Genomic DNA, 25,080 nt, shown 5'->3' with positions numbered 1-25,080 from the left:
GGACGTCATCAGGCGTCTTAGCTGAGGACCGGCAGCAGATGCATTGCAAGAAGCTGTCAGCAAATGAATGTTGATCCCTAACGTGAGATCGGCCTGGCAAGGATTCAAGGGCGCCTGTCGGGCGCGCAGCCTCAGGGATATCTGAACAGCGCGTGCCCCAGTCCGTCTCTGCAGGCGGACTACGCATTCATGCGCACTTTGGACTAACACTAGGGCGTGGCGCTGAGCTGGACAAAAACGTGACCGTTTCCGACCTCGATCTGTTTGAGAAGATCCGCTCTCACCTCTTCCCGCGCTACCGCCTTAAAATGGCGCCACTTTTGGCTTCTCGCACCTGCGGGCAAAGGCGATCCTTCGCGCAAAAATAGCGTGATATGAGGCACTTCGTCGGATTTATAGATGCAAATTCTCACCGAGATACATCCAGATTCCACACAATTATTGTGCGCCGCAAAATGATGAAATGCAAACATATTTTGCTGGATAAGTTGAACCGGGACAGTTGTCGCCATCATCCAGCCGGCAAAATTCCCGATGCTTCGTTACCGGCCTCCGCCGAGCTTGCTTGTGAACACAGCGTCCCCAATGCCGGTCCACCGGACCGGGCCTTGTCGAAGCTGACGCGCGAAACCGACGTCCGACTAACCAATGTCGGGTGTTCGGCCGTATCGAAAGAGGATGATCGTATCACCCACCTCGCCCACACCCGGCTCGGAGATCTGTTCGACAACCAGAACTCCAATATGATCGTTCACCATGGTTTCGGCTAAGTAGACCGCAGTCTCCTCGGCCCTCATCTGCATGGGCTCAAACGCCGGAATAAGAGTGCCGCTTTCATCAACGTCAAACGCGGACAGGGTAATGGTCTTTCGAACACCCGGCATTCCCCAGCCTCATTCAAACCGCGCACCGCCAATGTCCAAGCCGCACAATCAATCTTCATTCTCGCGGCCGAACAACATTCAACAGTGCCCACGAGTACGACATGGCGACTTAACCGGAAAAGGAAAGCTCGCACCCCGTAACAAAGCGCTTTGATCGCAAGCGTATAATCGAATGCAGGTTGGGTGGGGGGTCCTTCGCCTCATGATCATTCAACAAATGCTTGTTGAACTGCGTCGGAACTTTCCAGCTCCATAAGCCACAGCCAAAGAGGCCCGGAGCTGCCGCTCGCAGCACCGGGCTTTGCTTTTCGAGACATTATTCCGAATAGGGCCAGCCGCGGAAACCATGCGCGCTCCCACCGCGCCAATTCCAACGTTACGTTCGGAACAAATCCCTGTATTGCGAGGGCTGCGATCTCAAATATTGCGGGGGTGCGGATACCTGGCCCCCAAGTGCGGCGGCTGCGTGCCATGGCCAACGAGGATCATAGAGTGCGGCCCGTGCAATCGCGATCAGATCAGCGTCACCAGTGGACACAATCGCTTCGGCTTGAGCAGGCTCCGTTATCAAACCAACAGCCACAACGGGGACCTTGACCTCGTTCTTGATGGCCCGCGCAAGTGGGACCTGGTAGCTTGGGCCGACGGGGATTGATTGCTTGGGATCAAGCCCGCCGCTCGATACATGGATGGCGTCACATCCCCTCGCCTCAAGCTCCTTTGCAAAGGCAATGACTTCCGACAGTTCCAGACCTCCGTGAACCCAATCTGTAGCCGAAACTCTTATTGTGACCGGCCTGCTCGCCGGGAACGCGCTCCTTACGGCATCGAAGATTTCCAGCGGAAAGCGCATTCTATTCGCGATCGTTCCGCCGTAGTTGTCAGTCCGCAGATTGGACAGTGGCGAAAGGAATTGATGGAGGAGATAGCCATGCGCAGCGTGGATCTGGACGGCATCGATACCGATGTTGGCGGCACGCCTTGCCGCCGAGACAAAAGCATTGCGAATGCGTTCCAACCCACCCTGGTCCAGAGCATTGGGTGGCGCGTAGTCTGAGTTAAAGGCCACGGCAGAAGGCGCTTCAGTCTGCCAACCATTCGCATGATCGGGCGGGATCTGTTTGCCGCCTCGCCATGGGATGTCCGTGGATGCTTTACGACCGGCATGGGCGAGTTGAATGGCGATTGGGACGTCCGAGTATCTTCGCACGCCCTCCAGCGTCCGAGCCATGGCGGCTTCGGTTGCGTCATCGTACAGCCCAACATCAGCGAAGGTGATCCTGCCCTCCGGCACTACGGCGGTAGCCTCTATGGTCAGCAATCCCGCTCCCGAAAGAGCTAGCTGCCCCAAGTGCATCAGATGCCAGTCAGTCATGCACCCGTTCTCTGCTGAGTACTGACACATAGGGGCGATGACGATGCGGTTAGAAAGCTCCAGCCCAGCCACGCGGAAGGGGTTAAAGAGTACAGGGTTTCGCATGTGGCTCCTTGCGCTCGCGACGCGCTTGTTGCGGGTTGGTCTCTGGCAACGTCGTAACGCATCATTGTCATGATGACACCCTGTCCAGAACGCTACGCAATTCGTACCTAAGTGTAGGTGGCGGTTGGTTCAGTCCCGCTCTTTCGAGCGAGTAGTGCTCCGACAGCCCCCGCGCGAGACGCACAGGCAGATTATGCAAAAATTGCAGGCGCTTGCGGCCATCTAGCCGACGCCGAAAAATCGACATTCAACTAATTGTAGTTCCGTCGGGCGCAGCAGATGGATTGAAACTCAACCCATCGATCATCAATCGTCAAAGACCGCATTGTGGCACGGGTAATATGGCGGCAATGCCGAGCTTCAGCGTGGATTGCTGCATGCCGTACGAGATCGTCAACCCGTCCACATGCATAAGCATTTCTCTCTGCGGTGCCGACATTGTACCAGCGCACAGGAAGTACTCATTCCGAGCTTGCTGGGGCAACCCCAATCAGTCTTTTTGTGGCTCCGCATCTCCGGATGGCGGAATTGCCCCGCGTTAACTTTTCGTTAACCATGCCTGCCTAGCTTCGGGGAAAACAAAGTCTCAGTCTCCGGAAATTTTCGAGGAGGACGCTATGTCGCTCTCAACCGTTCCCGGTAAAATCAAGCTGTATGGCAGCCACGCTATTTTGGTGATGTCTGAAGGAGGTCTGTATCAGACGGTATGCATCTCCAACGATGCTATGCCAGCTGGCGAAAGTGACCTGGTCCAAGGCATCATACGCAACCTGCGTGTGTACGAAGGGATCGCCGATCGCAAGTTCGCGGACGGCCAACTGGCCTATGATGGGCGAGTATGGATTACGTCTTCTGACCTGATGCCACACTGATCAACCGTCCCTGCTAGACGTGACCAGCGTTGCACCAAACTCAGTTCCCTCACAGGCACAACTAGACCGGTTTCATCAATCTGTTGCCGCTGCTGCTCCTGATGATGATCTGATTATTTTATTGTTGTTTGTTGATGATGATCAGCTGTCTCGATTAATTGAGGCAGGGACCATTTAGAAAAACTAAACTGGAAGTTAGCATCGTCGCATTGATGAAAAAAGGCGCGTGGCGTTACCTTAGGCAATCGGGGCCTTTAGGAGAATGACATGGCGCGCAGCGACAAGATGAAACTCGGGACCTTCGTCTATACGTTCGGTTTCCACCCCGCGTCCTGGCTTCACCCGGCAAGCGACGTCCACGGCGCCAATGAATTCAGTCATCTTCTCGAGGTTGCAAGGCGCTCGGAGGCGGCGAAGTTCGACTTCATGTTCATGGCGGACTCGCCCGCTGCCGCAGTCGGCGATCCTGACGCGCTTGCCCGCATACCGACAAAGATGAATCGCTTTGAGCCCTTGTCGTTGCTTTCCGCCCTATCCGTGACCACCAAGGAACTTGGCCTGGTGGCCACCGTTTCGACCAGCTACTACGAACCCTACAATGTCGCGCGTCTCTTCGCCTCGATTGACCATCTGAGTGGTGGCCGCGCCTGCTGGAATGTCGTGACTTCCGACCACGACGAGACCGGCTACAACTTCAATCGAGAAGGCCTCGATCCGCATGCCTTGCGCTATGAGCGCGGCAACGAGTTCGTGGATGTTGTCTTTGGCCTCTGGGATAGCTTCGAAGACGGCGCGCTTCTACTCGATCGCGAGAGCGGCATTTACTATGACAAGAACAAACATCACACGCTCAACCACAAGGGTAAACACTTCCAGGTCCGCGGTCCCCTGAACATTGCCCGCTCGCCGCAGGGCCGGCCGGTCATTGCCCAGGCCGGCGGCTCTGAGCCCGGCATGGACATGGCTGCGCGCACGGCCGAGATTGTCTTCAGTCTCGCCTCCAACATCGACCGGAACCGAGCATTCTACGAAAACGTCAAGAGCCGTATGCCGGCCTATGGACGCAAGCCCGACGACCTCAAGATCATGCCGGGCGTGGTTTTGAATGTCGGTGAGACCGAGGCTGAGGCGAAGGCCAAAGTCGGCTACCTAATTGACAAGATGCATCCGGACGTCGGGCGCCTGATGCTGTCGGAGTTCCTGGAAGCAGACCTTACCGGCGTGCCACTCGACAAACCCTTTCCGATGGAGCGCCTACCGGCCTCTCCAAAGGGGTCGCGCGCGCTGTTCGAGGAATTGGTCGACTTCGTGAAGAGCGGCCGCACGGTTGGGGAACTGGTACGTCACTACGCCGAGAAGCATACGGGAAACGGCATCACCGGTACGCCGACGCAGATCGCAGACTTCATGGAGGAATGGTTCGAAACCCGAGCGGCAGATGGCTTTATCCTGATGTTTCCGACACTGCCATCCAGCCTTGACGACTTCATCAAGCTTGTCTTGCCGGAGTTGCGGCGCCGCGGGCTCTTCCGTGACGAATACGAGGGCAAAACTCTACGAGAAAACCTCGGGCTTTCTATGCCGGTGAACCGTTTTGCGATGGCCTAGATCGCGACCCGACGCAGGAGACAAAGCAATGGACAATCTTTCACCGCAAGCAGTTGTCGAACAATCCACATTCAAACTGTCGATGCGACAATTGGCGGGGGCGGTCAGCGTGATCACCGTTGGCGAACACAACGACCGCACAGGCTTCACGGCGACCTCGGTTTCTTCACTGTCAGCCGAAGTGCCGTCACTCATTGTCAGCGTCAACCGAGCCTCCTCGTCATGGCCCGCTCTAGAGAAGTACCGCCGCTTCTGCGTCAACGTACTGTCATCTGGCCAGGAAGACGTTGCGCAATCCTTTGCCGGATTTGACGGACGACGTGGCGCAGAACGGTATGCGTGTGCGCAGTGGTACCGCCTTTCCACCGGAACATCGGCCCTGAAGGATGCCCTGACCGTTCTGGACTGTGAATTGGAGGCCGCCTTCAATCATCACTCGCATGCCATCCTGATCGGGCGCGTGTGCGCAATTGAGACCCGCGAAGACGTCGAGCCACTGCTTTACTGGCGCGGTGGCTATCGCCGCCTGCATAGCAGTATTCAAGTGGAACGCGCTCAGGCCTGATTTTTCTTCCGGCGCTCGTCGACTTGGCTGGCGATCACGCAGAGAAGCTCGAACATCATTGTGGCACCAGCGAGTGCAGTCATGCCGGCGAGATCGAAGGGCGGAGACACCTCGACCACATCGGCGCCGATGATCGGCACATCAGCAAGCAGCCGGATCATCTGCTGAGCTTCACGGGTCGTGAAGCCCCCGGCTTCAGGAGTTCCGGTTCCCGGCGCCATTGACGGATCGATGCTGTCAATATCGAAGGTAACGTAGGTCGGCAAACCGGCCGCAATGTCGCGTGCTTCCCGCATCACCGCTTCCGCGCCACGACCCACAAACTCTTCCATGTAGATGATGCGCACGCCCTGTTGCTTTGCCCAGTCGTGTTCGCCGGGATCGTAAATGGATCCACGGATACCGATCTGAACGATGCGCCTGGGATCAAGCAATCCCTCCTCGATTGCACGACGGAACGGCGTGCCGTGCGTGTAGGGGTTGTCTCCAAAGTAGCGGTCATTGGTATCGGAATGCGCATCGAAATGGATGAGACCGACCGGCCCTTGTTTCGCGACAGCGCGCAAAACCGGAAGCGTGGTTAGATGGTCGCCGCCAACTGAAAGCGGTATTGCGCCTGCCGCAACGATCTCCGTCATGCCTTTTTCGATACGGTGGAGACCATCCATGAGATCGATCGGGTTGACCGCGAGATCTCCAACGTCGGCGACGTTGGCAATACTGTATGGTTCCGTACCTGAGACATGATGTACCCGTCGCATCAGGCTTGACTGGTTTCGAACCTCGCGTGGGCCATGGCGGGCGCCGGCCCGGTTCGTCGTGCCGCCGTCCCACGGAATGCCAACAAGCGCGACATCCAGGCCCTTTGCGTCCTTCACGGCAGGCAGGCGCATGAAGGTTGAGTGACCCGCAAAGCGTGGAACCTCGGCAGCATCGACCGGTTGAAAGAAACTGCCGCTCATTGTTTGTCCTTCGCGAGAGATCGGTGGTGCAATGTGTGATCGTCCCGCTTGTCGCGCAAGTCCATCCTTTGACAATCCCCAAATCAGACACGTCACAAGATGGCCACTCGCACTTGTTGGCCGCCCACGCAGGAACATGGTTTCTGCGTACGACGACCCTGCCGTCCAATCAGCTTGCCAACCGCCCCATTACAACAGCTTCTCAAGGGTTATGGGAAGGTCGCGAACCCGCTTGCCGGTTGCGTGAAACACTGCATTGGCGATTGCCGGCGCAACACCGACGATGCCGACTTCACCAACGCCCTTTCCACCCAGGACTGAAGCATTGAGGTCGGGAATACCAACCGAGATCACCTGGATCGGCGGTATATCGGCATTGGTCGCAACGAGATAGTCACCGAGATTGTTGTTGACGATGCGGCCATTGCGCTGGTCCACCAACCCCTCTTCGAGCAATGCCTGCCCGATCCCCATGATAATCCCGCCGCGCCACTGGCTTTCGGCGAGCTTCGGGTTGTAGATCCGACCGCAATCGAATGCGGAGACCATGCGCGTGACACGGGTCGTGCCGAAATCCTCGTCCACCTTCACCTCCACGAAATGCGCGCACCAGCTATGCATCGAAAACTCGCCGGCGGTCGGCCCCTGAATGCTCCCCATTGTCGTCCACGCCTTCTTATGGCCATCCGGCCCCTGCTCTCCTTCCGGCAGTGTATTGCGCTGCGTCTCGATACTTTCGCGCCCGAGTGCTTTCATCAGCTCAGGAATTGAGACTGAAAGGCCTCCGTCTCGAGGAACCGATACAAATCCGTTGGCGACGACCAACGTATTGGCGCCGGTGTCGCGAAATGGGGAAGCGGCGTCGGCAAGCGCAAGTCCGATCAATTCGTCGCGCGCAGCCGATGCAGCCTTATGGACCGCGCCAGTGATGGCGCCGGCAAGCATCGAGCCTCCAGCAACGGTGGCGCCGGGAAGTGATGAATCGCCCAGCCGAACATCAACACGTTCGGGCGGAACACCGAGTACCTCGGCTGCCGTCTGGGCAAGAATCGTATAGGTGCCCTGCCCCATGTCGATCGCGCCGCTTACGACTTCGATCGAGCCATCGGCGAGAATGCGGATGAGAGCTTCGCTCGATGCGCGCAGCACCGGAAACGTACCGCACGCCACACCCCAGCCGACAAGTTGCCTGCCATCGCGCATGGAGCGCGGCGCGAAACTGCGGCGTGACCAACCGAACGCCTTGCCGCCCTCGAAAAGCGCTTCACGCAATCTTCGGGTCGACCACGGTTTACCTGATTGTGGATCACGTTCGGCGTAATTGCGAAGCCTGATTTCGACCGGGTCGATCCCAACAGCATAGGCGAGTTCGTCCATCGCACTTTCCAGACCGAAAGCGCTCGGATTCTTGCCGGGCGCACGCAGTGCTCCGGGCATGACCGTGTTCACCGACACCAGACTGTGTTTCGCCCTGAAGTTATCCACAGCATACATCAAAGGCGTTGCCGCGTTTGTCTGCTCGGGAAAATCGGCATAGGTGGCGGTCTCGCTGGAACCCCCGTGGACAATCGATTGCAGCACGCCGTCGGCACTTGCGCCGAGGGCGATTGTTTGCCTGGTTGCCGCGCGGCCACCATATGCAGTGAAGGTCTGCGGGCGTGTCACAGCAAGCTTCACCGGCCGCCCCAACTTGCGTGCCGCTGCCGTTGCAACAGCGCCATAGGCATAGGCTGTGGCCTTGGAACCAAATCCGCCGCCGATGAATGGGGAAACGATGCGAACATTTTCGTAAGGTAGCCCATACCATTCGGCATAGGTGCGCGCCATGCCGTGCGTCCACTGGCTGGGTTCCCAAATGGTAAGCTGATCTCCTTGCCATTTCGCCACGAGACCATGCGGCTCTATCGCCACATGATACTCCCGCGGCGTACGATACTCCGCCTCGATGCGCACCGGCGAAGTCGCAAGTGCTGCCTCCGCATCTCCCCAGCTTACTGTAAGCGCATCGAGCGATCTTGCCTCGCCTGCCTCGGAATCATCAAATCCGATGATGGCAGAAGCCTCCTCATAGGTGACGTCGACCAGCCGTGCAGCTTCGGTGGCCTGCTCCAGCGTTTCGCAGACCACAGCGGCGACCGCCTGGCCATTGAAGCTGATAGCAGGTGAAAGTGGATGGTACGGCTGGTCTTCCGGCCGGTTTCCATACCAGTCGGATGCGACCTTCAAGCCAAGATCGTCATCGGGCGTCAGTACCAGCAGTGTGCCTGCCGCCGCTCTTGCCTTTGCAGTGTCGACCTTCATAACCCGACCGGCAGCGACCCTGGTCTGTACCAGGACTGCGTAGGCGAGCCCCTCGACCGGTTGCTCCAAGGCATATGTTGCTGCACCGGTGATCTTCAGCCTTCCGTCAAAGCGTGAAAGTCGACTGCCGATCGTACCGTCAGAGGCATCACCACGTTTGCGGGGTTCCACGATGGTCATGCGAGACCTCCCATGCTCAAAATGGCGCGCGCAACGACACGCGGCGCGAGTTCTATCTTGTAGCGATTGCTGCCATGGGCCACTGCGCCTTCCACGGCCAGTCGGCTTGCGGTTTCGACTGCGCCGACATCGAGGACCTTGCCAATCAGCGCTTGTTCGACCGACTTTGCGCGCCACGGCTTGGCAGCAACACCACCCAACGCGACGCGAATATCGCGGACCGTCCTACCGTCAGTCTCCAATTCCAGTCCGACAGCAGCACTTGCAGCGGCAAATTCATAGGACTGCCGATCGCGAACTTTCAGGTAGGTCGAGTTTCTGGCAAGCTGTGACGCTGGAACTTTGATGGCGATCACCATCTCGCCATTTTCCAGGAGTGTCTCGCGTTCTGGTGTGTCACCGGGAAGGAGGAAGAAATCCTGCGCAGCCACACTGCGATCACCCAGATCAATCGTTGCATCCAGGGCAACCAGTGCGGTGGCGAGATCACCGGGATAGGACGCAATACACGCGTCGCTCGTGCCAAGTACCGCGTGATTGCGCGTTACACCACCGATCGCAGAACAGCCCGAGCCTGGATTTCGCTTGTTGCATGCGGAAAATGCTCCGGGATCGCGGAAGTAGGGACAGCGCGTCCGCTGCAGAAGATTGCCACCGATGCTTGCCATGTTGCGCAGTTGTGCCGATGCCGCGAGCAGGAGCGATTGTGAAATGGCCGGGTAATTTGCGCGAATCCCGGGGCTTTTGGCGACCTCTTCCATTTTCGCAAGCGCGCCGATCGTCACTCCATCGGCATCAGCGGAGATCTGCGACAGCTCCGAAAGATGGCTGATGTCTACAACCTCCTCGGGCTCAACTACGCCGCATTTGGCGAGATCGAGAAGCGTCGTACCGCCAGCAAGGAGCACCGAGCCTGCTTGCGCGGCACGCTTGCGAGCATCGTAAATCGAGGTTGCCCGGGAATAGCTGAAGTTTCTCATCACGCCATCTCCGCAGCTTGGCGCACCGCAGCCACAATATGATTGTAGGCGCCACATCGACAGAGATTGCCTGCCATGTATTCGCGAACCTCCGCATCAGAGCCTGCACAGCCTTCGCGAATGCACGCGACAGCAGACATGATTTGGCCGGGAGTACAATAGCCGCACTGGAAGGCGTCCTGCTCGAGGAAGGCGACCTGGAGTGGATGCAGGTCCCCGTTTTCGGTTGCCAGCCCTTCAATCGTTGTAATGCTGCGACCTTCAACCTGGGCGGCAAGCGTCAGGCACGCAAGCACACGCTTGCCATCGACGTGAACGGTGCAGGCGCCGCACTGCCCCTGGTCGCAACCCTTCTTTGTTCCCGTAAGCCCAAGTTTCTCGCGCAATGCATCGAGCAGGGTTGTTCGAGGCTCGGCGTCAAACTCATGGCGCCGCCCGTTAATATCAAGGGAAAGGTGTATCATTCGTGTCATGACAAGCTCCTGCTATCGCCACGAGATTTGGAATTCCCCGGTCCAGAAAGATTGTCTCGGCCAGTCGATGCCCTAGGTAAAGCGTCGGGTTGCAAGTCCGGGCACATTTCAGCATGACATTCTGCCCCCTTCTGGATTAAGAAGTGGAAGGCACCCCACAAACGGAGGCGCCTCCGTTTAATCTAGTGACTTGCCGCCTTGCGTCAAGTCCTGAACGCGTTTGGAGCTAATTTTGGCCTCGGCCCCGCCGAAGACAGCACCGTCAACATTACCGCCGCTGCGCGCCGACGCACGGCGCAATCGTGACAAGCTTGCCGAGGTCGCGGCAGCGGCCTTTTCAGAGACTGGTGTCGAAACGTCACTGGAAGACATCGCCCGAAGAGCCGGCGTGGGAATTGGCACGCTTTACCGGCACTTTCCTTCGCGCGAGCACCTGGTCGAGGTCGTCTATCGCAGGGAGTTGGAAAGTCTTGCAGCCGCGGCAAGGGAACTTGCGGCAAGCCACCCCCCGGACGTTGCATTGGAAGAGTGGATGCGCCGCTTCGTTGGCTACATTGCAGCAAAGCGGGGGATGGCAACCAGCCTGAAGATCCTCATGGATTCCAACGCCTCACTGTTTGCCGAAGGTAGCGGAATCCTACGTGGCGCTGCCGAAGAACTCCTAAGCACAGCGGCCGCCCAAGGCTTCGTTCGGGACGATATAGACACGACGGATCTTCTGCACGCCCTATCGAGCATCTATTCGCTTCCGGCGTCCCCAGAATGGAGAGACCGCTCGAACCGGCTCATCGGTCTGCTGATGGATGGGTTGCGGGCACGGAAATAGTCGTACGACCGATCACTAACCGGCTTGCCGACCGTGACGACACATACGAGACCTCTCGTCATTGGGCACCGGACAGAAAAAGCGGCGCTTGCGCGCCGCTCAGACCTCAGGCAGCGCGGACGGCTGCACCAAGCGGAATTTCAACATCGATCTCCAGCACGGACATGTGCTCGTCTCGATCCATCGTCACGCGAACCCGGTCGTTGTCCACTTCGACATGCCGCGCGATAACCGCAAGGATCTCTTCTCGCAGCAGCGATACAAGATCGGATCCGGATGAGACTCGTTCATGTGCCAGCAACACCTGCAGGCGTTCGCGGGCCGCCGGCGCGGTCCTCTGTTTGCCAAAGAAGCTGAAAATGCTCATGCAGCGGCCCTCCGTCCGAAGATCTTGCCGAAGATACCCCGCTTCTCGCCAGGAATGACAACCGGCAGTTCCTCACCTGCCAGCCTGCGTGCTGCATCGAAATATGCCATCGCAGGTGCACAGCGACTATCGGCCAGCGTCACTGGGGCACCAATATTGGACGCGCGCAGCACATCCGTGCTCTCCGGGACGATACCGAGCAACGGGATCGAAAGGATCTCCAGCACATCGTCGACCTTCAGCATGTCCCCACGTTCCGCCCGGTTGGCGTCGTAGCGGGTCAGGAGCAGGTGCTTTTCCATCCTTTCGCCGCGTTCGGCCTTGGCGGTCTTGGCGTCCAGAAGTCCGATGATGCGGTCAGAGTCGCGAACGGAGGAGACCTCGGGATTGGTCACCACCACGGCGACATCGGCGTGACGCATGGCAAGCGTTGCCCCGCGCTCAATTCCCGCAGGGCTGTCGCAAATGATCCAATCGAAATGGCGCTTTAGGTCGTTGATAACGCGTTCGACACCCTCGGCCGTGAGGTTGTCCTTGTCGCGCGTCTGCGAAGCTGGCAGCAGGAAGAGCGTCTCAAGCCGCTTGTCACGGATGAGGGCCTGAGAAAGCTTTGCGTCACCCTGGATGACGTTGATCAGATCATAGACGACCCTGCGCTCCGCTCCCATCACGAGATCGAGGTTTCGCAGACCGACGTCAAAATCGACCACGACGACCTTCTCGTTTCTTTGCGCCAGGGCCGCGCCGAGTGCCGCGCTGGAGGTGGTTTTACCCACTCCGCCCTTGCCCGAAGTGACGACGATGACTTTCCCCATCTTTCTCTCCTGTGTGACAGCCAGCTTCGGGCCTAAGTAAGTTTCTCTGCCTTGATGGAATCGCCTTCCAGCCAGAGCTGGACAGCTTGTCCGCGAAGGTTTGGCGCTATGTCTTCCGCCATCTTGTAGATCCCGTCGATCGCGACCAGCTCTGCCTCGAGCTTGCGGCAGAATATGCGCGCCGAAGTATTCCCGACCGATCCGGCCATCGCACGCCCCCTCAGCGTCCCATAGACATGGACCGAGCCGCCTGCGATTATCTCTGAACCGGATGCGACGGAACCGATGACCGTGACATCACCCTCCGGAAAAATGAGCGACTGACCGGAGCGAATCGGCTCGCGAATGACGATCGACTGCAGCGCAGGCCTCACCTCAGCAACCGGAGCCTGCGAGCGAACGTCGATGACCGGTTCCTGCTGTGGAACCTCGAAGTCCGACACCGGACGCCCTCCCTTCAAAGCGGGTGGCATACCAGGCCCGATCAGCGAGGGCCGGCAACCCTCGATGCCCATGATACTGACGTTGCGCTGCCCAAGCTCGCCAATAAGCCCCTTGAGTTGATCGCGGTCGATCTCAAGATCGCTGAGATCCAGCACGACCGGCCTTCCAAGGAAGAAGCCAGCCGACCGCGCGGCAAGGTCATCTAGTCTTGCGAGCCAGTCATCGAAGGGAAGATCTGGCGAGAGCATGACCGCCAGGAAAGAGCGGCCCTTGATACGGATCGAGCGAGCGTCTGTTAGCACTTTGGTCATCTAGGTTAAGAAATCGTTGAACATTTCTAGTTCTGATTTGGTTAACAAATAGTTAATTTCCGACCGCCGGACCGTTAACAAATGTCGGTTTGACCATCTAAAAAACTCGAAAAAACCGGGAAAAGCACCTTGACTAAGCCCGCCCGGAGAGCACGGCCAGCATAACGCTGAGTCTATTATTCTTGCGGCAACGGATGACGCCCTCGCGGCCTCCCACTTTACCGATTCAACGTCTCAGGTGGCACCGTCGCGGCGATAGCCTTAGCCTTGGCAAGGCAAAGGCCGAAAGGAATGCGGTCGCGAGCCACATGACATCGTCACGGAAAACGAACCGAGCGGAGACCAATAAATTTCCCGTCACGAAAGATAAACGGGCGTTGTTTTGCTTGAGCACCTCGATCTCGAGGCGTATTGTCCGCGCGCTGCCCACTCTTGGGCGCTGCTCATCAATCTGGGCCCCACCCTATTGGGGCTCCTTTTTTTCTCAGCTCGCCTGTTTGAGCGAGGTTGCATCATCGGGCAACACGCGAAGCCCTAGCTCATGCGCGGCAGCGATGAAAGCTGACCTTGCGTCTTCAGACTCGACATAGAACTCAAGAGCCTCCACGGATGTCATCAGCGCCCGGTGAAAAGATGGCGCATTCGACCAATTCCATTTGCGGCTCAGGAGTATGGCAGCGAGATCTCCGACTGTATCAGCGTGACGATAGCGGCCGGCGTTGCCTTCAAATTCGACATCTATCGGGCTGATATAAACGGGGACCTCGCCAACCATACTCCCAATCTCCCTTGACAATCTTATAAATTAGTAAATTGCCGAATGAGTCGTTTTGTCCAGTGCAATTCGCCGCGCAAGCAAGTGACGGATAAAAGAAAAATGGAAAAATTTGGGACTGCTCTACCTTTCATTCGAGCTGGCGTAGAAAGGCCTTGGTCGCGGCCGGACACGCAACGGCCCGGGATAAGGCTTTCCAGCCAACGTTATGGCAGAAAAAAGGCTCTGGCGCCGGGATGCGCGGAACGACAAAGAGCCAGTATCAGGCATGGGGACCGTCTGGCCCCTTCACACCATCTCATGAGTACGACCATGAGCATTGATGGACGCAGCAGCACGGCAGCAGCCACTATTCATATCAACCATTGGTGCCTGACTGAAGGGTGCAGGGCATGGGGTGGCTTTGGTCATGCCAGATCGAAGTATGCTGCTACCGAGTGGTGGTCCTGGGAGCACTATCCCCACAAACCAACCGTCACCGAAGAGGAAGCGGGCGACATTGGAGACCGGCATTCGAACCATGCCGTTTTGTCAGACATATAAACCGGGCAATTCCTGGAGGGTCAAATAGCCCATTCTGGCAGCCGGCGCTTCCTTCGAACGAGTTTCAGTCGGCAAGCAAGAAACGCAAACCTTTCGAAATTGTAATATTGTTTCTCTGGTCCCGAAGACATCTTACGTATAAGTAAACCGTAATTTAGTTCGATTCGGTGAAATAAAATGCGTGATGACACTGCGTTCGTTGAACAAGCCAGCCTCCTTTCCCTTCTTGCAAATGAAAAGCGGCTACTCATCGCTGCACACATTCTCGACGAGGAACTGAGCGTCAACGAACTCGCCGAAAAAGTAGGGCTTTCCCAGTCCGCCCTCTCCCAGCATCTTGCGAAGTTTCGCGCCGCGAAGGTTGTTACCACCCGACGCGACGCACAGACCGTCTATTATTCAACGTCGCATCCGGGCGTTCGAAAAATCCTTGAAGTACTCGGGCAGCTGTTTGAGCGCGGCGGCACAACCAAGCTCGCCAGAGCAATATAAGTTCTGGATGTCAGGCACCCTTCTCAATCGGAAATTTGCGGGTAGGTAAAGCCAAAGGCATGCTCCCGACGCCGAATCCGGGAGGTCGATTGGCGCTGAACGCGAAGCACCTTAAGGTGCCCGCCCTCGCTCGTTGGTTCGCGAGCGCGAAGAAAAGCCGATGCACGGCACGCGAATCGTTGTTCCCGTGGAAACAACTGAACCTGGTTGCCCCACTCACTAGCCTTGCAAAGTAACCAGTTACGCAGTTGAGCTCCACTGCAAGGCCGGGCTGAGGCAGCATTCAAAAACAACAAAGGCCCGCGCGAGCAGGCCTTGATCATTTCGTATTGCCGAGGTTTTAGCGACCGTAAACCAGACGCTTGATGTCGCCGCGGGTCACGCCAATATCCTTCAGCGCTGCATCGTCGAGCCTGGACAGGTCTCTGTATGCCTTGCGAAGTTGAAGGAACTCTCCGATCCTGTTGCCGATTTTCATATCATATCTCCTTGTGCATTGCACAATTATATAGCTCATTGCCTCGTGAATGAGCACTTCGAAAACCGCATATGAGGCATCTCAAATTTGCAACCTCGGCATGCGGGTTGAGAACTAGAGCGCCCCCAGCGCCTCGGCATCGCCATCGCCATCGCCATCGAGAGTTGCGGGAGACAACAGGCGCCGTGATTGGAAAGAGGCATGAATTGAAATCGCTTTATGACGCTCATTTTTGCAACACTCATTTCAATTTATGGCGTTCAGCGCTCAAAGCTGAAATGAAATCCCGCCCCCTCGAGACTAATCTATTCATGTTGAGATTTGGGAGGATCAAACATGGCGCAGGCAGTTGCGGCTTTGGCGCATGGCCGGAACGCACCGGATGAGGGAATTGACTGGCAACGCGTTACCCGCCTTTTGCACCTGTCTCGAATTCTTGACGAGATGGAAGAGACGCGCCTCGTCCCAGAAAAGAAAGTTCTGTATCAATTCTCCGCCCGCGGCCACGACATGGCGCAGATCATCCTTGGCCTGCAGCTGACAAACCGCCACGATGCCGCCTGCGGGTACTACCGCTCCCGCCCGTTGCTCCTGTCCCTTGGTGTCGATCCGGCCGATGCTCTTGGCTCGGCCATGGGACGAGCCGGCGGCTATTCCGACGGGCGCGACATCGGCGTGGTCTTCAACTACCCCAATAGTCATGGCGCGTCGGCACTGCCCATGTGCGGTGGTGTGGGGGCTCAGTACACGCCGACAGCCGGCTGGGCCCAGGCGCTTAACTACTATGAAGCAGTTTTAAGAAAGCACGAATACCGGGATGCAATTGCGGTCGTGCTCGGCGGCGATGGATCGGTCGCATCAAACGGCTTCTGGTCGGCACTGACGATCGCCACAACGCAGAAGCTGCCGATGCTTTTTTATGTCGAGGACAACGGCTACGGAATCTCGGTTCCCTCGGATACACAGACCCCTGGCGGAAATATCGCAGCCAATCTCGCAAGCTGGCGCGACCTTGCAATATTCGAAGGCGACGGATGCGATCCTGGCCAGGTCGCGCGATTGACGCAGGAGGCAGTCAATTTTGTCCGTGAGCACAGAATGCCGGCTCTCTTGCGTCTGTCTGTTCCCCGACTTGAGGGCCACAGTTTTCAGGACACTCAGTCATACAAGAGCGAAGCGCTTGTAAAGGCTGAATGGGCCCGCGATTCCCTACCACGCCTGCGCGACTATCTGGTTCCGTCCGTACTCAGCTCAAATGACTGGGAAAGCTGCCGGCAAGAAGCCAACGACATTGCCGAGGTGGCCCGTGCTGAGGCCGAAAGCCGCGTCGTTGCGTCCCCCGAGACGGTCACCCGTCATGTGTTTTTTGATGGTGAGATGCAGGCCATGGGCGGCCAGCATTGCCACGGCTATAAAGCGCCCGAGAGCATCGACGAGGCTCTTCCCGATGGCCAGCGCATCAACATGGTCACGGCTATCAGGCGTACACTTGAGCACGAACTTGCACTCAACGAACGCATAGTACTGTTTGGCGAGGACATTGGCCCCAAAGGTGGCGTTCATGCAGTCACGCTCGGACTGCAGCAAAAGTTCGGCAAGGAGCGCGTGTTCGACACGTCGCTCTCGGAGGAAGGCATCGTCGGCCGCGCCGTCGGAATGGCGCTAGCAGGGCTCGTACCCGTTCCCGAAATCCAGTTTCGCAAGTATGCGGAGCCTGCGACAGAACAGATCAACGATTGCGGGACCATCCGCTGGCGCACCAACAACCGGTTCGCAGCGCCCGTCGTGTTGCGCATGCCAGGCGGCTTCTTCAAATGTGGTGACCCGTGGCACAGCCAGACGAACGAGGTCGCCTTCGTTCATCAGCCGGGCTGGAAGGTCGCAGTTCCCTCGAATGCGGAGGATGCCGTCGGCTTGCTGCGTAGCGCCTTGCGCGGCAACGACCCCGTGATCTTCTTCGAGCATCGCGCGATGCTCGACCATCAGTGGGCACGCCGCCCCTACCCCGGCGATAACTATGTGCTTCCGTTTGGCAGGGCACGCTTTACCCGTAAGGGTAACGCGATCACCATCATAACCTGGGGCGCCATGGTTCACAGATGCGAAGAAGCGGCTGAAGGCATCTCCGCCGACGTAATTGATTTACGAACACTTATGCCCTGGGACCGTGAGAGTGTGATTTCATCCGTCCGTCGCACGCGACGCTGCCTGATTGTCCATGAAGATCTCGGAACTGCAGGTTTCGGCGCTGAGATTGCCGCTGTTGTCGCCGACGAAGCGTTCATCGATCTCGACGCCCCGGTCTCCCGTTTGACGATGCCCGACATTCCAAGTCCGCACAATCCGGCGTTGCTCGACTGGGCGCTCCCATCGGTCGACCGCATCAAGCAGAAGATCACTGCCCTCGTGGAGTACTAAACCATGGCCGATTTTGCCGAAGTCCTCGTTCCCGTCGAGCAGGAGGGAACGAAGGCGGTTGTCCGCAATTGGCTGAAGCAGCCAGGCGAAAGGGTCGCCCTCGATGATCCATTGGTCGAGCTTGAGACGGACAAGGTGACACAGGAGATTTCTGCACCCGCAGCAGGCATCCTTGACGAGATCGTCGTCGTCTCCGGCACGGATGTGGCGCCCGGTGCCGTCCTTGGCCGCATTCGATTGAACGCAACGACCGCCGACACGCACAGCTCCGATGCTCAACCACCGGCCCACGACGAGAAGGGAAGCAGCGGTGACGAGCGTTTCTCGCCGGCGGTTCGCAGCGCCGGCCAACAATATGGTATCGATCCGACCCGTGTCATCGGCACTGGGCGGGAAGGTCGCGTTACCCGACGGGACATGGAGGCCGCGTTCGAAGCAAAACGAGCGTCGGCGCCTAAAGCCCCATCCCTTAAAGGCATCCCGAACGCTACCAACATGGCCAGCATTGCACGCGAGCCGAACGCCCCCCGTTCTCACATGGTCAGTCATACGCCTATGCGACTGTCCATCGCCCGTCACATGCTGGAATCAGCGACGACGGCCCCGCACGTGACCGCAATCTTTGAAGCAGATTTCACCGCGGTCACCAAGCATCGGGAAAAAAACAAGGCGACCTTGGCCGCCGACGGCATCAATCTGTCCTATACCGCGTACCTCATTGCCGCATGCGTTAGGGCCATGGAGGCCGTACCTGACATCAACAGTCGCTGGCATGATGACCATCTCGAAGTTTTCGATGATATCAACATCGGCGTGGGCATGGCGCTTGGCGACAAGGGACTTGTCGTTCCGGTGATCCGGCAGGCACAAGATCTCTCACTGTCTGACATTGCCGCAAAACTCCAGGAGTTGACCAATCGAGGGCGAGCCGGTCAACTGACCAGCGCTGATATGCGCGGCGGCACCTTCACCATATCAAACCACGGCGTGTCAGGCTCTCTGGTCGCGGCTCCGATTATCATCAATCAGCCGCAGTCGGCGATTCTCGGTGTTGGGAAATTGGAAAAACGTGTGGTCGTGCGCCAAGTAGATGGTGCTGACGCCATCCAGATCCGGCCAATGTCCTATGTTTCGTTGACGATTGATCATCGCGCACTTGATGCCCATCAAACGAATGCCTGGCTGACACGTTTTGTCGAGGAACTGGAAGCATGGCAGGAATAGCGGGTGCAGCTAGTGCCTTCGTCCCTTGTACCGAGATCCTTTCTGCCTGATCGAGGTAGTGCCGGCCAGCTTTTTGCCAGCGTCTGCCCCTCACATCCTTCCTGACATTCTCGACGCGATACACACGTCGAAAACCGCATCTTTTCGCGCCCAATCGCCATTGGCGTGTATAGCACTGCCCTATGGTAGCGTTCTGCATTGACTACAACACGGCATGCGCTAGTTTTCATGCAGAGCGGTTGTTCTAGGCTGATGCGAATCGTTCGACGAACCTAGGTGCGGCGGAATGTGGAGGTCCAATCCCTATGCCGGAAATACGTGCGAATTGGCCCAAGCTGGTTCCACAGGGATCCGAGTTCTTCAGCCGCGCCGAGGCAGTTTTCTCACTTTGGGATACAGGCTTCGTCCTTGTCGACTGGTCCGAGAAACTCATGAAGCGCCAGGATTTCGACAGTCAGACAGCCGTAAGATTATCGGATGTCTATCCAGCGTTGGCACATCCTCCCTCAGCAGATCTGGTTCGGCTGGTCATAGACACTCACAAGCCTCAGACCATCCGCCTCAGCACATCGACCGGTGAACGCTATGACTTGCTGCTCCTGCCGGCCAGCGGGGGCCTGGCAGTCATCGAAATCAGCGCGGATGGTCCGAGCGAGACCAGCGCACAGGAAGCGGAACGAGCACTGCTTCGCCATCAGGCAACCCATGACGTCCTAACGGGCCTGCCAAATCGTCGACAATTCAGCGACGAGTTGGCCCGCTTGCTCCCGACCGGCAACAGAGGCGCCATGGCCCTCATGCAGATCGACCTGGACGATTTCAAGCCTGTTAATGATACGCTCGGCCACGGCGCCGGAGACATTGTACTCAAGCTTGCGGCCAACAGGATTAAAAGCGTGCTCGGCACCTACGAGACTGCCTTTCGGCTGGCTGGTGACGAGTTTGCGGTGCTGCAAGTGTACCATGAGCAACCGGGAGAAGCCGAGAGACTGGCGGATGCGCTCGTTGCTGAATTCAAGAAGCCCTTCTTCGTGGACGGGATCGCAGTTTTCGTCGGCGCCAGTATCGGTGTTGCGATTGCTCCCCGTGACGGCAATGAAGGCGAACAACTGATGAAGGCCGCCGATGTCGCCCTTTACGCGGCCAAGAAGGAAGGACGCCGCTGCGCGCGAACCTTCCATCCGAGTATGCTTCATGTGCTCGAGCAACGGGAATTGCTGAGGCGCAGCCTCAGGGTTGCCCTCGCCCACGGCGAGTTCTTCCTCGAGTATCAACCTATTGTGGATCGCTCTCGTTCTGTCACCGGCTTCGAGGCCCTATTGCGCTGGCGCCATCCAATCCTGGGGGTCATCCCGCCGATCGCCTTTATCCCGATGGCCGAGGCAGACGGTTTGATGAGTGATATCGGACAGTGGGTGCTTGAAGAAGCGTGCCGTGCGGCTCTGAGCTGGCCGGACCACTATACGGTTGCGGTCAACCTGTCGCCCGCGGAGTTTCTGACGGCAGGTTTCACAGATCGCGTGTCGCAAACACTCGACATCGTCGGCTTCCCCGCCGAACGACTGGAGCTCGAAATTACCGAAACGGTGCTTCTCGAACGCACGATCAACAATCTCGACACCTTGAATACGCTAAACGTGCTTGGCATCCAAATTTCGCTCGATGACTTCGGGACCGAATATTCATCCCTGAGCTACCTCAAGAACTTTCCGTTCGATAACATCAAGATCGACAAATATTTCATCAATGACCTCCTGGACGATGCAAAGAGCCAGACGATCGTGCGCTCCGTGATCTCACTATCGCACGGGCTTGGCATGTGCGTCACAGCGGAAGGCGTCGAAACGGCGGAACAGGCTGCCTGGCTACTGTCCGAAGGGTGCGATCGGCTTCAAGGGTACTTCCTCAGTCCGCCAATGCATGTTGACCGCATAGGCCAATTCGCCGGTCACCGCAAAGGACGAGGGGCCATCGGGAATGCTGCCAGCAACAACGCAGCCGCCGACGGCGCACGGATGGCAGTTGGTCAGGGAGGTGCTGGTTGAAGCAGGATGTGACCAAAAACATGGCTTTTAAACAATTGCTCAATCTGGAAATGGAGATGGCGACCTTCACTGCCGATTGGCTCCATTGCGATCAGCTTTCGAACTATGTTGCCCGGGTCGTCAGTCATGATCGCCACGATCCGCTGCGCCATTCCAACCTACTTTCGTCGGCTCTCAACGAACTTTTAGAGATGTCGTTTCGGTCCGATGCAAAAGACGGCGAGTTGATATGCGGCTTTTATCGTCACCAGCACATCGAGCGGATTGAGCTGAGCTTTCCATGCCCGTCGCAGCAGCATCGCTTCTATTCTGCTCTCGTTGAGGGCCTGAAAGACGGCAATACGCTTGCGAGCTACGTCGACATCATCGCGGACGAAACATCACCTATCGAGCAAGCCGTGCTGATGGGACTAACGGTGAACTATGATGCGGAAATAGAACTGCGCTTCTCTTCTGCCGAGGCGCTTACCTTCGTTGTCGACCTCCCACTTGAGAGGCTGCTCAATTGACCGCGAACAGTTCTTCGTCTGTCTTCACCTCGCAATTCGACATGAGCAATCAGGAATTCATTGCAACGGGCGTTCTACGCCCGCGATCGATTGCTGACATCGCGGACGATCTCCGGCTGCTGCGAGACGGTGTAGAGACCGTTCAAGGTGTCTTCTACGTCAATCTGAAGCGTGTCACCCACATGAATAGCACGGCATTCCGTGCCCTTGCACGCGTCCTTGTCGACGCCTCCCATTCGAGACCGGAGCTGCAGATAATCGTTCTCGCATCGAGTGTTGTCACATGGGCGACCCAAATGTTTCGTCACTTGAGTGACCTCTCGCCCAATATCAAGATGGAGATCTACGACTCCGCATTCTATCCGGGCCAGACGTTCGTCGAAAACCAGAGCTTCATTCCCATACTGAGGACGCAAACGAAAATGACGTGGCGGCACGAGCGGGAAATTCTGCCGCGCCACGGGCTTCACAACGGAATGACGATTGCCGACATTTGTTGCGGCATCGGCGATTTCGCGATGCTCATCAGGAAGGAATTCAATCCCGCCAGGATTGTTGCCCTCGATCACTCCATGCCCAGCCTCAAATATGCGCGCGCTGTTGCGGAGCAATTTCAGGTCCGGGATATCGAATACACCTATGGCGACGCATCGCAGATGTTGTTCGAAAGCGACCAGTTCGATTTCGTGACATGCCGGCACTCCTTACAGATCTTCGACCGGCCTGAGCTTCTCCTCAGGGAACTCTATCGAATTTGCAAGCCTGGCGGACGGGTCTACATCACAAACGAGAAAAACTCCCATTGTTTGGGTGAACCACGCGCCGACAGCATCCAGTGGACCTACAACGAGGTTGCGAAGCTCTTTCGGCATTTCGACATGGACGTGGAGATGGGCCCCAAGGGCGCTCGCCTGTTGCTGGATGCCGGCTTCGAGAACGTCAAGATCGAGAGCTTTATGGTAACCAACCTCGACGGAGATCCGCAGGAGTTCGCCGATGTCATTGCTGCATGGGAGGATGTGTACGCCGGCGAAATGTCTGTCAAACGGGGGGATCCACCGGACTTCATAACGAGGTTCAGGCAAGGTTTCAGGGATCACATCTTCGCCGCGCTTCATCCGCGAGGCTATGCCGGCTGGCCGATCTGGGCCGCATCAGGACAAAAGCCGCTATGACGGCGACCCCCGCGAAGACTCTCGGATTACGTTCGTTTCGAACGAAATTCATTATCGTTGTCGGCGGCGCGGTTCTCTTCGATCTTCTCGTCAGCGGCGGCCTGGCGCTTTGGAATGTGCAGCGGCTGTCGCGGGATGCAACGACCCAGGTCGGCGAGGGCCTCGAGAAAGCGAGCCAGGATTACATCCAGTCATCGATAGATTCGACGGCGGCGCAGGTTAGCCTGCTTCTCGGACAGGTACATTCCGATGTCAAAGCCCTCGCCGGCGTTCTCCAGGATCAAATTGATCAACCGACCAGAAACACCGCGATCGGCGCGGCGATGGCAAAGGCGACTCCTGGCGCTGTGACCGTCGCCTTCAACAGCGCTGGCAACTGGGCACAGAACCTACCCGGCTCACCTTCGGTCGTTAGCGTCTGGGGTTATCTCCTCGACAAGGATCACCGTCCGCTGCCGCAGGTACAGACCGATATCGACACGAGCGCTGTCCTTGATCTTGTTGCGCCGAACCTTCTGCGCACCGGTGCCTCGAAGCTCCAGATGTATTACATCGGCCCCAAGGAGAGGCCGATCTTCAGAACGGCTCCTTATACCGATCAGGCCCAAACATTCGATAAATTGTATCCCGGCCACAACGAGGCAAATTTCTGGGACTTCTTCTTTCCCGGGATTTATGAGTCATGGCAGCAATGGGCGAGAAATCCGGCGTTCCGTCCCGTTCCGGAGAACATTACCCAGACTGCTCCTTACAAGGATGCCATTACAGGAAAGCAGATCGTCAGCTTCTTTCATCCCCTTTGGACCGCCGATCGCCGTGGCGTGACAGGGACAGCCGGGGCCGATATTACGCTCGATCAGCTTGCCGAGGTTGTCGAACATGTGAAGGTCGCTGAAACAGGCTTCGGCTTTCTGGCGATGTCGAACGGCAATGTCGTTGCGATCAATGCAGCCGGCGAAAAGGTCATCGGCCTGCGTGCGGCTAGCGACGAGACTGGAAAAGGCGTGACGGGGCTGGATCGCTCGCTGCGCAACAGCTCACAGAAGGCGGTTGCCTCGCTTCCACTCGATGCAGACGGCGTTGTTCAGCACATTTCCCTCGCCGAAAATGGCGAAGATGTGCCCTATCTCATCGTCACCAAGCAACTCAGCGCCTCCAACCTATGGGTCAACGGTCCGGTGCAGCGCGAAGCGATGTCACTTGGCATCGTCGTGCCCGAACGGGAGATTTATGCCTCTCTCATTGCCGCCAGGCAGCAGATCACGAAGGCAACCAACCGTATCCTAGTCTACCAGATTCTGGCGGTCCTCGTTTCGCTGCTGATTGTCGCAGCCGCCGTCTTTGCTGCGTCCAAGCGTATTACGAGCGGCATCAGCGCCCTTGCCTCGGCCGCCAAGCGCATTGAAGCGAAGGACTATTCAGTCAGGGTCGACATTAAAAGCAAGGATGAGGTTGCGCAGGCCGGTCATGCCTTCAATCGAATGGCCGAGCAGATCAGTTTCCATACGGAAAACCTCGAGAACATGGTCGCGGAACGCACCACTGAGATCGAGGCGGCGAAAGAGGAAATCTCCGCCCTCAATACCCAACTCAAGAGCGAGAACCTGCGCCTCGGGGCAGAACTCGATGTGGCCCGACATATCCAGATGATGGTATTGCCACGCGCAAAGGAACTCGGGGCGGTCGAGCATCTCGAGATCGCCGCCTTCATGCGCCCCGCCGACGAAGTTGGTGGCGATTACTATGACGTCTTGCAGAACGGCCAGAGCCTGAAGATAGGCATCGGCGATGTGACTGGCCATGGGCTAGAGAGCGGCGTTCTGATGCTCATGGTGCAGTCTGTTGCCCGTGCGCTCCTCGAAGCGGGAGAGACGGACCCGTCGAAATTCCTCGCCAATCTCAACCGGGCGATTTTCAAGAACATCGAACGGACGAAGACGGACAAGCACCTGACATTGTCCTTCCTGGACTATGACGGGGAGCGTTTGACGATTTCGGGGCAACACGAAGACCTGATCGTCATTCGCCAGACGGGAGAGGTCGAGCGGATCGACACAGGCGACCTTGGATTGCCGGTTGGCCTGGAGTCCGACATTTCGCCCTTCGTCGATACCCGCGAAATACCCTTCAAAAAAGGTGACCTGATCGTGCTTCACACAGATGGCGTGACGGAGGCTGAAAATCCCCGCGGCGAGCTCTTCGGGATAGAGAGGCTTTGTCAGAGTGCGCGCCGCCTGCACGGTCATTCGGCGGAAGAGGTGAAGGACGGTATCATAAAGGGTCTTATGGCCTACATCGGAACGCAGAAGATACACGATGACATCACGCTGGTCGTGATGCGGCATAGGTGACG

Annotated in this window: 23 protein-coding genes; 12 read left to right on the top strand and 11 right to left on the bottom strand. The window is 57.5% G+C overall.

The annotated features are described in order from the left end of the window. Positions 1-641 precede the first annotated feature (641 nt). Positions 642-884 carry a hypothetical protein gene (locus JNB88_RS10360; protein WP_220355383.1) on the bottom strand — a complete coding sequence of 81 codons (243 nt, stop codon included), beginning with the start codon at positions 882-884 and terminating at the stop codon, positions 642-644. Between the two features lie 376 nt (positions 885-1,260). After that, positions 1,261-2,364, bottom strand: coding sequence for an NADH:flavin oxidoreductase/NADH oxidase (locus JNB88_RS10355; RefSeq protein ID WP_220355382.1), 1,104 nt, complete (start codon positions 2,362-2,364; stop codon positions 1,261-1,263). A gap of 617 nt (positions 2,365-2,981) precedes the next feature. Between JNB88_RS10355 and JNB88_RS10350 the strand changes: the two genes are divergently transcribed. The 3 genes from JNB88_RS10350 to JNB88_RS10340 all read left to right on the top strand — a co-directional run bounded on the left by JNB88_RS10350 (position 2,982) and on the right by JNB88_RS10340 (position 5,409). Beyond that, positions 2,982-3,236 carry a hypothetical protein gene (locus tag JNB88_RS10350; RefSeq protein ID WP_220355381.1) on the top strand — a complete coding sequence of 85 codons (255 nt, stop codon included), beginning with the start codon at positions 2,982-2,984 and terminating at the stop codon, positions 3,234-3,236. Between the two features lie 267 nt (positions 3,237-3,503). After that, positions 3,504-4,844, top strand: coding sequence for an LLM class flavin-dependent oxidoreductase (locus JNB88_RS10345; protein WP_037129660.1), 1,341 nt, complete (start codon positions 3,504-3,506; stop codon positions 4,842-4,844). A 28-nt stretch (positions 4,845-4,872) separates the two neighbouring features. Then, positions 4,873-5,409: a flavin reductase family protein gene (locus JNB88_RS10340; RefSeq protein WP_220355380.1), complete on the top strand. Its 537-nt coding sequence runs from the start codon at positions 4,873-4,875 to the stop codon at positions 5,407-5,409. Here JNB88_RS10340 and speB read toward each other — a convergent pair. The 4 genes from speB to JNB88_RS10320 form a co-directional block, all read right to left on the bottom strand. Further along, positions 5,400-6,371: an agmatinase gene (gene speB / locus JNB88_RS10335; protein ID WP_037129656.1), complete on the bottom strand. Its 972-nt coding sequence runs from the start codon at positions 6,369-6,371 to the stop codon at positions 5,400-5,402. The genes JNB88_RS10340 and speB overlap by 10 nt on opposite strands. A 189-nt stretch (positions 6,372-6,560) precedes the next feature. Next, complete coding sequence (locus tag JNB88_RS10330) at positions 6,561-8,852, bottom strand: xanthine dehydrogenase family protein molybdopterin-binding subunit (RefSeq protein WP_220355379.1); 2,292 nt, start codon at positions 8,850-8,852, stop codon at positions 6,561-6,563. Further along, positions 8,849-9,832 carry an FAD binding domain-containing protein gene (locus tag JNB88_RS10325; protein ID WP_220355378.1) on the bottom strand — a complete coding sequence of 328 codons (984 nt, stop codon included), beginning with the start codon at positions 9,830-9,832 and terminating at the stop codon, positions 8,849-8,851. Before JNB88_RS10325 ends, JNB88_RS10330 begins: the two co-directional genes overlap by 4 nt. Further along, positions 9,832-10,305: a (2Fe-2S)-binding protein gene (locus JNB88_RS10320; RefSeq protein WP_220355377.1), complete on the bottom strand. Its 474-nt coding sequence runs from the start codon at positions 10,303-10,305 to the stop codon at positions 9,832-9,834. The genes JNB88_RS10325 and JNB88_RS10320 overlap by 1 nt, the downstream gene beginning before the upstream one ends. 232 nt (positions 10,306-10,537) lie before the next feature. Between JNB88_RS10320 and JNB88_RS10315 the strand changes: the two genes are divergently transcribed. After that, a complete protein-coding gene (locus JNB88_RS10315; protein ID WP_037129649.1) occupies positions 10,538-11,131 on the top strand; it encodes a TetR/AcrR family transcriptional regulator in 594 nt (197 codons plus the stop codon). A gap of 106 nt (positions 11,132-11,237) precedes the next feature. On the opposite strand, the gene minE is transcribed toward JNB88_RS10315, so the two are convergent. The 4 genes from minE to JNB88_RS10295 form a co-directional block, all read right to left on the bottom strand. Continuing rightward, entirely contained in the window at positions 11,238-11,498 is a 261-nt protein-coding gene (gene minE, locus JNB88_RS10310; protein WP_220355376.1) for a cell division topological specificity factor MinE, read from the bottom strand. Further along, entirely contained in the window at positions 11,495-12,313 is an 819-nt protein-coding gene (minD, locus tag JNB88_RS10305) for a septum site-determining protein MinD (RefSeq protein ID WP_037129643.1), read from the bottom strand. The genes minE and minD overlap by 4 nt, the downstream gene beginning before the upstream one ends. Positions 12,314-12,345: 32 nt before the next feature. Next, complete coding sequence (gene minC, locus JNB88_RS10300; protein WP_220355375.1) at positions 12,346-13,068, bottom strand: septum site-determining protein MinC; 723 nt, start codon at positions 13,066-13,068, stop codon at positions 12,346-12,348. Positions 13,069-13,552: 484 nt separating this feature from the next. Further along, complete coding sequence (locus tag JNB88_RS10295; RefSeq protein ID WP_220355374.1) at positions 13,553-13,843, bottom strand: DUF982 domain-containing protein; 291 nt, start codon at positions 13,841-13,843, stop codon at positions 13,553-13,555. Positions 13,844-14,155: 312 nt separating this feature from the next. Here JNB88_RS10295 and JNB88_RS10290 point away from each other — a divergent pair, with 312 nt between their 5' ends. Further along, a complete protein-coding gene (locus tag JNB88_RS10290; protein WP_220355373.1) occupies positions 14,156-14,386 on the top strand; it encodes a hypothetical protein in 231 nt (76 codons plus the stop codon). Between the two features lie 177 nt (positions 14,387-14,563). Continuing rightward, on the top strand, positions 14,564-14,878 hold the full coding sequence (locus tag JNB88_RS10285) for an ArsR/SmtB family transcription factor (protein ID WP_220355372.1): 315 nt from the start codon (positions 14,564-14,566) through the stop codon (positions 14,876-14,878). 340 nt (positions 14,879-15,218) lie between these two features. Here the strand turns inward: JNB88_RS10285 and JNB88_RS10280 are convergent, their stop codons facing one another. Continuing rightward, positions 15,219-15,356 carry a DUF1127 domain-containing protein gene (locus JNB88_RS10280; RefSeq protein WP_007797120.1) on the bottom strand — a complete coding sequence of 46 codons (138 nt, stop codon included), beginning with the start codon at positions 15,354-15,356 and terminating at the stop codon, positions 15,219-15,221. A 336-nt stretch (positions 15,357-15,692) separates the two neighbouring features. Between JNB88_RS10280 and JNB88_RS10275 the strand changes: the two genes are divergently transcribed. The 6 genes from JNB88_RS10275 to JNB88_RS10250 all read left to right on the top strand — a co-directional run bounded on the left by JNB88_RS10275 (position 15,693) and on the right by JNB88_RS10250 (position 25,078). Then, positions 15,693-17,774: an alpha-ketoacid dehydrogenase subunit alpha/beta gene (locus tag JNB88_RS10275; RefSeq protein ID WP_220355371.1), complete on the top strand. Its 2,082-nt coding sequence runs from the start codon at positions 15,693-15,695 to the stop codon at positions 17,772-17,774. A gap of 3 nt (positions 17,775-17,777) precedes the next feature. Beyond that, on the top strand, positions 17,778-18,998 hold the full coding sequence (locus JNB88_RS10270) for a dihydrolipoamide acetyltransferase family protein (protein WP_220355370.1): 1,221 nt from the start codon (positions 17,778-17,780) through the stop codon (positions 18,996-18,998). A gap of 305 nt (positions 18,999-19,303) precedes the next feature. After that, the gene (locus tag JNB88_RS10265) at positions 19,304-21,043 is read left to right on the top strand and encodes a putative bifunctional diguanylate cyclase/phosphodiesterase (protein WP_220355369.1); all 1,740 of its coding nucleotides are present in this window, start codon (positions 19,304-19,306) and stop codon (positions 21,041-21,043) included. Positions 21,044-21,063: 20 nt separating this feature from the next. Beyond that, the gene (locus tag JNB88_RS10260; RefSeq protein ID WP_220355456.1) at positions 21,064-21,552 is read left to right on the top strand and encodes a ubiquinone biosynthesis methyltransferase UbiE; all 489 of its coding nucleotides are present in this window, start codon (positions 21,064-21,066) and stop codon (positions 21,550-21,552) included. Then, entirely contained in the window at positions 21,549-22,727 is a 1,179-nt protein-coding gene (locus JNB88_RS10255; RefSeq protein ID WP_420832179.1) for a methyltransferase domain-containing protein, read from the top strand. Before JNB88_RS10260 ends, JNB88_RS10255 begins: the two co-directional genes overlap by 4 nt. Next, positions 22,724-25,078 (top strand): SpoIIE family protein phosphatase, encoded by a 2,355-nt coding sequence (locus JNB88_RS10250; protein ID WP_220355367.1) that lies wholly within the window; start codon positions 22,724-22,726, stop codon positions 25,076-25,078. Before JNB88_RS10255 ends, JNB88_RS10250 begins: the two co-directional genes overlap by 4 nt. Positions 25,079-25,080 lie beyond the last annotated feature (2 nt).

It is taken from the genome of Rhizobium cauense, from assembly GCF_019511525.1.
GTDB classification, from domain to species: Bacteria; Pseudomonadota; Alphaproteobacteria; order Rhizobiales; family Rhizobiaceae; genus Rhizobium; species Rhizobium cauense.
Note: the sequence above shows the minus strand (reverse complement) of the source record. Positions and strands in the feature narration are given on the sequence as shown.